Genomic DNA, 5,726 nt, shown 5'->3' with positions numbered 1-5,726 from the left:
GTTCGGACTCAAATTTATGCTCGTGACTTTACCCTGATGACCTGTTAATTTAGCCAGTTGTTTGCCAGAAAGGTTCCAAAGTCGGACGGTGCCATCTTCTCCGGCGCTGATGAGGCGCTGTCCGTCCGGACTGAAACTCACTCCTCTGACTTTACCCTGATGACCTGTTAATTTAGCCAGTTGTTTGCCAGAAAGATTCCAAAGTCGAGCGGTGCCGTCTTCTCCTACGGTAGCTAAGAGTTTACCATTAGGGCTGAAACTGACGCTGTAGACTCGACCGCGATGACCGATGAACTGAGTTCGCTCGCGGATATTGTCCAAAATCGTTTGTAAAACCCACAAAGGACTGGTGACTGGATAGTTTTTCATACCTCGGTGGTCTTTCACCATTTCTTTCAATCCTTGTCCAGCCTCCATACCTAAGAGTAAGGCTTCTATTTCTTGACGATCGATCAAGAATTTTCCCAGAGCGGTAACCGATTTCTGCTCTATATTTAAGCTTTTCTGTGCTTGGTTCAAGTTTTCCTGTGCTTGGTTCAAGTCTTCCTGTGTTTGTTTTATGTTTGTGCTAGCCCACATTACTACAGCGATCCACAAAATTGAGATTACAGCTAATCCCGCCAAACCTTTGCGAATTGTTCGCCTTGCTTTCTGTTCTGCTTCCGCTAGTATCCGATTAGCTTCTATCTGTATATCCAGCGCAATTTGAACTTGCAATTTGTCTAATTCTTGACTGGCAGCTAAGAATTGATAATCGCGATCGCTCAAACTTTTACCTGCTGCCCACGCCAGTGCATCTTGCAAAGCCTGTCCGTGCAACAAGCGCGATCGATCTTGACAATCTGAAGCTAACCAAGCTGTTAATCCTTCTGAATAAGGTCTGAGATTTTCTAGTTCTTTTTCGACCCAATTTTGATTGAAAACACATTCATAAATACGGTTATAAACTTTTAAATTTCCTTGTTGCTCTACTACCAAACCCGACAAGCGCAACTCCATTTGCTCGAAACTGTCATCGACGATTAGTTCTCCCTGTTGTAAAATTTGGTGATACAGCCCCAGCAGCCTCGCTGTGCGCTGCCCATTCTTAAAAATGCGATCGGATATTGTTCTCAAATGTTCTGGTTCATCTTGGTTTTCCCAATTCTCGATGATTCGCGATCGCACCAAATCTTCAATCGACTCGGCTTCTCTCTCTGGATGCTTTGCCAACAAAGAGTTGGGAGATGAGGTATCGGTTAAAATCAGTTGGCAAACTTTTTGTGTGAGAAACGGTTGTCCACCCGTCCACGCTAAAATCTCTTTCAGTACAGTGGTAGTATCGCTCACTTTTCCTGATAAACCTATCGCTAACGATCGCGCTTCGTGAAGCTGAAAGCCTTTTAATTCTATCGCTCGACCAATATTAAAGGGCGTCCGATTCTTATCGGCAATCAAATCGCTTGGTGTTGCTACTCCCAACAAAGCAAAAGAAAGGCGTTTGTATTCTGGTTTGTCGGCACGTTTGTTATAGCAAGCTCTAATAAACGCAAAAAAATCATCTATAGTAAAGTTTAAACCCAAAACACTATCAATTTCATCCACAAAAATGACAATATTTGCTGATATTTCTGTTAGCAAAACCTCTTCGGTAAACTCGCTGAAACGTTGCACGCAAGAAAGATGATCGCGAGCCGGCCACCAATTTCTTAAATTAAATTTATCGCCGAGGTTAAAACTACTGACCAAGTTACGAATAAGGCTTGCATACCATTGATCTGGCGTAATATGCTGACTGCCAATTTTGTTGAGATCGATCGCAGCACAAGCAATTCCATCTGCTTGCAGCCGTTTCATAGTTTGCACTCGCAAGCTAGACTTACCCATTTGTCGGCAATTCAGCACGTAACAAAATTGCCCAGACTTCAAACCGTTGTATAAATCTTCATCTGCCTTTCGCCTCACGTAGGTGGGAAAGTCAGGAGGCAAACTTCCGCCAACTTGATACTGAGACATTAAGTTTGGTTCTGCGTTTAGCAAATAATTATTCAAATCTCCATTCTTAGCACTTTTAATCCATATATGTCAACCAAATATTATGCTTGATGCCAGGATAGATCTACAGTACCAAAATTAACAACCAAAGCTACATTTAAATTTTCCAATGACTTTACAAACCACATAATATCATTTAAAGTCTGAGATTCGTAATGATTGAATAAAATGGAAAAGCGCTTTTCTAAATCGGGCCTGACTTTACGGGAAAGCAGCACAATTTTGAGCAACAAGCTTGTTGTTTCGATCGTACCGAGGTTAGAAATTAAATCTATAAAAACATAATGATTGGGTTGCTGCGGACTTTCCACAACTAGAAAGTTGAATAATTGGCTGCAAGTGCGAACAAGTAAAAACTCGTTCAATTTCTGAGAATCATTTTCTGAAAAGGTGTTTTTTAGCCACTTATACAACCGCTGATTGAATTGACGATTTCCATATTCTGCCTGTATAGAAGCAATTAAGTATTCGTATAAATCTGCTTTGAAAGCTTGGTAAGATTTCGTTTGTTTATGATGATTCAGGAAGATTCCAGCTAAATCGCGATAACTGTAAGAGCCTTCCACTTTGCCACCAAACTTTTTTAGGGCTAAGAATAGTTCGCGATCGCTCAACAAGGTTGGGTTTGGCACTGGTTGTATAATTTGCACATCTTTAACAGGATGAGAAGCTATTTCCGTTCGTCTCATTAAATAAGGTACGTATTGAGATAAATTAACTTCAAATTGTCGCTGTTTTTGAGTTTGAATTTCCCGAATTGTTTGCTGATGCTCGATCGAGCTATTTTGCACAAGTAAATTATGTGAAAATAAGTAAGGATATCGATGAATTAATCTACCCAAAGATGGATTGTCTTCTTTGCGCTCTGCCTCGCGTATTGGTTCGACAACTTTTACCAAACGTTGCATAGCCAAATACTCGTTACTTTCTCGGAACTGACTTACTAGCTGTCGCAAACGCATGACTATGCGAGAACGAGAAGCTACTCCTTGAAAGCGGGGCAAAGCATTTTTAAATAAAGCCACTATCTCGGCGATCGCAGCGTGCTTCTGAGGTTGCATTTGCCAGCGGTTGATCAAAATATAACAACAACGACAAAGCAGATTTTTAAACTCTATTTCGTTGGATAAAATAGCGATAATTCTGTATAAAGCAGCTTCAATCTCCGGGTCGGGGTACCCTACACCATCGATAAATAATTTGTGGAACCGCTCGATCAATTCACTTGGCGATTCCTTTTGGACGCAATAAAGTAAGTGATCGTATATAATTTGTTCGTCTCCGACTGTCCTGCGCTCGTAAGAAAGTTTGGGCGATGGTATTTTAGGGGACGTCGGGTTAGTTAGAATCAGGGGAAGTGGAGCAGAAGCAATAGATTTCGCAGTTAGCGATGGGCGATCGGTTTTCGGTTCTCGGTTATCTTTATTGACCCATTGTTGATGGCTGATAAGCGATTGCTGATGGGTGATTTGGGATTGGATATTCGTTGTATCTTCTGACTCTCTCTTCTTCTCGTCTCGCTTTAAGAGAGGGAGAGTTTGCGCTTCTAAAACATTGGTAATTTTGGCCAGGTTTTGTATACTTTCTTTTACTCCCGAAGCCTTTTCCTTACTGGCACTCAAAAACTGATTATCCAGTTCGTTTAATTTTTTATCTGCCGCCCAAGTTAAACCTTTGTGTAATTCTTCTCCAGTTAATAAAAGCGTTTCATCCTGACAATTTGAGGCTAACCAAGATGTCAACGCCAGTTTATAAGGACGCAAATTACCTAGTTGTGTTTCAACCCAGCTTAAATTAAAAATTTCTGCGTAAATGCGACTATAAACTCTCAGTACAGACTGAGAATATTTTTTTCCTGGTTGCTTGACTACCAATCCGCTGAGGCGCAATTCCATTTGTGCGGGAGTATCGTCAGCCGGGATTTCTTCATTCAGTAAGATTTGTTGATATAGTGTCAGTAGCCGACTCGGATCGGAACTCCCTCGCACCAGGCGATCGCTGATTGTCCGTAAATGCTCCGGTTCGTCCTGTGCTTCCCAATTTTCAATAACTCGCGATCGCACCAGCTTTTCCAGGCATAACCTTTCCGCACCGGGAGGAATAAAAGAAATTTCCTGAAGTACAAGTTTGCAAAGTTTTTGGGTGAGAAAAGGTTTACCCCCCGTCCAATCCAATATCTCTTTTAACACCACTTGGGGATTGTTCGTTTTTTCCGCCAATCCTGGCGCTAAGGGAAGGCTTTCATGCAGATGAAAACCACTAAGTTGAATTGCTCGACCGATGTTAAAAGGAGTGCGATTTTTGTCTTGAATTAATTCTGAAGGAGTCGCTACACCAATTAAAGCGAAAGTAAGGCGCTTGTATTCCGGGTAGTCAGCGCGATTGTTATAACAAGCCCGAATCGCTGCAAAAAAATCATCTACTCTAAAATTTAAGCTCAGAACGCAATCGATTTCATCTATAAAAATGACAATATTTTGGCTAATTTCTATTAGCAACGCCTGCTCGATAAATTCGCTGAATCGTTGCACGGGGGAAAGTAAATCGCGATCGCGCCACCAAGTACGCAAATTAATCTTGTCCGCAATATTGAAACCGATCGTCAAACTGCGAACCACACCAGCATACCACTGATCCGGCGTCAGATTTTGGGAACCGATCTTCGTCAAGTCGATCGCCGCACAGGCGACACCCTCCTGTTGCAATCGGCGCATAGTTTGTACCCGCAAGCTAGACTTGCCCATTTGCCGAGAGTTGAGAACATAACAAAATTCGCCCGCCTTCAATCCCTCGTAGAAATCTGTATCTGCCTGCCTCTGCACGTAAGTAGAAGCATCAGCAGGTAGACTTCCTCCGACTTGATAGTTGAAGGCAGAGGTTTCTAGGGTTGTCATAGATAAGTTTGATATCAAGTTTGTCAAGCGATCGCATTTTCCCCATCTCACAAGCAGCTTACTTTATCTTAGAGTCGATGGAAGCTATATAAAGCATTCAAAAATGTTCAAAAATAAACAATAGCTTCCACAAAAAACTCAAATACCGGCGACCCCAACAGTCGCCCTTAACAAAGGCAAAACTTTAGCCGATTTCTAAGCGATCGCGAAAATAAAACCTATACAAATCGCACCGAGGCGTCACCTCATTACCTTGCAAATGTACTAAACCCATACTGTGTAACTTAAACGCTTGTAGCGACTCTAACCGCACCGGCGTATTCCCTGCAACCACCTGTGCCATCGCTGTTGCCAGATCTGGATGCTGTTGCAAATTCCACAAGTGGCGTCGCAAATGATCTCCGTACATTCCAGCTTCTGTCGGAGATATTTGCAGCAACTCCTTCAGCGTCATATCCTGTCGGCGAATATGATAGAGAGCCAATCGCACGAGATAGGGATGTCCGCCTACCATTGCCATCAATTTCTCCACTTGATTAGTATCCCAATCCAGATCGTGCCATCTTGTCAAATCGTATACCTGCTGCGGCGTAAACTCTGGCAACTCGATCGGCAAACCCACATTAAACGGCGATTGGTTGATACTCAGGGGAATGTAAACTTCTGTCGAGTGTACGACTACCAAACGCAGCTTTTTCCAAATATCGCGGTTTTTCGCATCTTCGTGCCACGCTCGCAACAGTCCGAAAAAGTCTGAGGCAATTTCGGGATGTTGGAACACGTAATCGGCTTAGATCG

The 5,726-nt window shown here is 42.6% G+C and carries 2 protein-coding genes and 1 pseudogene; all 3 read right to left on the bottom strand.

Features of this window, described 5'->3' with window-relative positions; genetic code table 11:
* Positions 1 to 1,995: AAA-like domain-containing protein (locus H6S82_RS15580; RefSeq protein WP_191056393.1), on the bottom strand; the 1,995-nt coding region annotated here is incomplete at its 3' end.
* Positions 1,996 to 2,075: 80 nt separating this feature from the next.
* Positions 2,076 to 4,928 carry an AAA-like domain-containing protein gene (locus H6S82_RS15575; protein WP_190462587.1) on the bottom strand — a complete coding sequence of 951 codons (2,853 nt, stop codon included), beginning with the start codon at positions 4,926 to 4,928 and terminating at the stop codon, positions 2,076 to 2,078.
* Between the two features lie 184 nt (positions 4,929 to 5,112).
* Positions 5,113 to 5,709 (bottom strand): annotated as a pseudogene (locus tag H6S82_RS15570) (AAA-like domain-containing protein); the annotation flags it as partial.
* Between the last annotated feature and the right edge of the window lie 17 nt (positions 5,710 to 5,726).

Source organism: Planktothrix sp. FACHB-1355, assembly GCF_014748295.1.
Lineage (GTDB): Bacteria > Cyanobacteriota > Cyanobacteriia > Cyanobacteriales > Aerosakkonemataceae > Aerosakkonema > Aerosakkonema funiforme_A.
Note: the sequence above shows the minus strand (reverse complement) of the source record. Positions and strands in the feature narration are given on the sequence as shown.